The sequence below is a fragment of the Thermodesulfobium sp. 4217-1 genome (assembly GCF_039822205.1).
GTDB lineage: Bacteria > Thermodesulfobiota > Thermodesulfobiia > Thermodesulfobiales > Thermodesulfobiaceae > Thermodesulfobium.
The window spans coordinates 1-1,485 of record NZ_JBAGBW010000057.1; the positions used below are offsets into that span (position 1 = coordinate 1).

The 1,485-nt window shown below is 38.8% G+C and carries 2 protein-coding genes; both read left to right on the forward strand.

The window, feature by feature from the left end; translation table 11 throughout:
- Nucleotides 1–82 precede the first annotated feature (82 nt).
- A complete protein-coding gene (locus V4762_RS09935) occupies nucleotides 83–859 on the forward strand; it encodes an ABC transporter permease (RefSeq protein WP_347315620.1) in 777 nt (258 codons plus the stop codon).
- A partial coding sequence (locus V4762_RS09940; RefSeq protein ID WP_347315621.1) for an ABC transporter ATP-binding protein occupies nucleotides 860–1,485 on the forward strand: 626 nt, incomplete at its 3' end.

Below are 1,485 nucleotides of genomic sequence, written 5' to 3' on the forward strand. Positions count from 1 at the left end.
TATAAAACCTTCTTTTTAACCTCATCTTAATTTTCTATGATAAAATTAATATTCGTTGAATTTTCCTAACTAAGGAGATATCTTGATCAAGAAAATTATTGAAATATATCGCTATCGAGAGATGCTGAGAAACCTGGTATCCAAAGAGCTGCAAGCAAGGTATAAAAACTCTGTGCTGGGGTTTTTCTGGACGTTCCTAAATCCTCTTTTGATGCTTGCTGTTTATACGTTTGTCTTTTCTACTATTATGAAGTCTGATATAAAGGACTTTAGCATATTTTTGTTTATTGGACTTCTTGCCTGGAACTACATTGCTGGTTCGGTATTGCAGGGGACAGGGTGCCTGGTGGCAAACTCATCTTTACTAAAAAAGGTCTATTTTCCAAGAGAGGTTATCCCTCTTTCTATAGTGTTTGCGAATATGATCAACTATATTTTGAGCATGATAATACTTTTGGTGGCTCTGTTGATTTCAGGAATAGGCATTCATCACGATATATTGTTCTACCCTGTAATACTCCTTGTTCAGACAATATTTCTAATCCCTCTTGTGCTTATCCTTAGCGTAGTAAACGTATATTTTAGGGATCTGGAGCACACAGTAAACGTCCTTATAAACCTGTGGTTTTTTACTACGCCAATAGTATATCCAATAAGCATAGTTCCTGAACACCTGAGGATATTTTTCTACCTGAACCCTGCTACGCATATAGTAGAGGCATATCTTGCGATAATGTATTACAGGACACCTCCCAATCTTTTAGCGCTTTTCTGGATGTTTGTGGGAAGCATTATATTTTTCTGGATTGGTTTTCTTATCTTTGACCGCTTACAGAGAAGAGTGGCTGAGGAGGTATAGATGGCAGAAATTGCAGTAGAAATTAAAGGACTTTATAAAGAATTCAGGGTGTACCACGACAGGGCTATGTCTATGAAGGAAAGAATAGTCAACTGGGGCAGACATAAATACGAGAAATTCTGGGCTCTGAAGAATATAAACCTTGAGGTAAAAAAGGGAGAGTCTCTGGGGATTGTAGGCAGAAATGGCTCTGGAAAGAGCACGCTCTTAAAGGTAATAAGCGGGATATACTATCCCACAAAGGGAGAGGTAAGGGTAAACGGAAAGCTGACCACCCTTTTGGAACTGGGCGCTGGATTTCACCCTGACTTTACGGGTAGAGAAAACATATATTTTAATGCATCTATATTTGGCTTTACCAGAAAAGAGATAAACGCAAAGTTAGATGAGATTATAGCCTTTTCTGAGCTGGGAGAATTTATAGACAATCCTGTGAGAAATTACTCATCTGGCATGTATATGAGACTGGCCTTTTCTGTGGCAATTCACATAGAACCAGAAATACTCTTGCTTGACGAAGTGCTTGCTGTGGGAGACAGCGCATTTCAGGAAAAGTGTATGTCGAAGATAGAGTCATTCAGGGAAAAGGGGGTTACTATGATCTTCGTCTCACATGCATCTTTGCA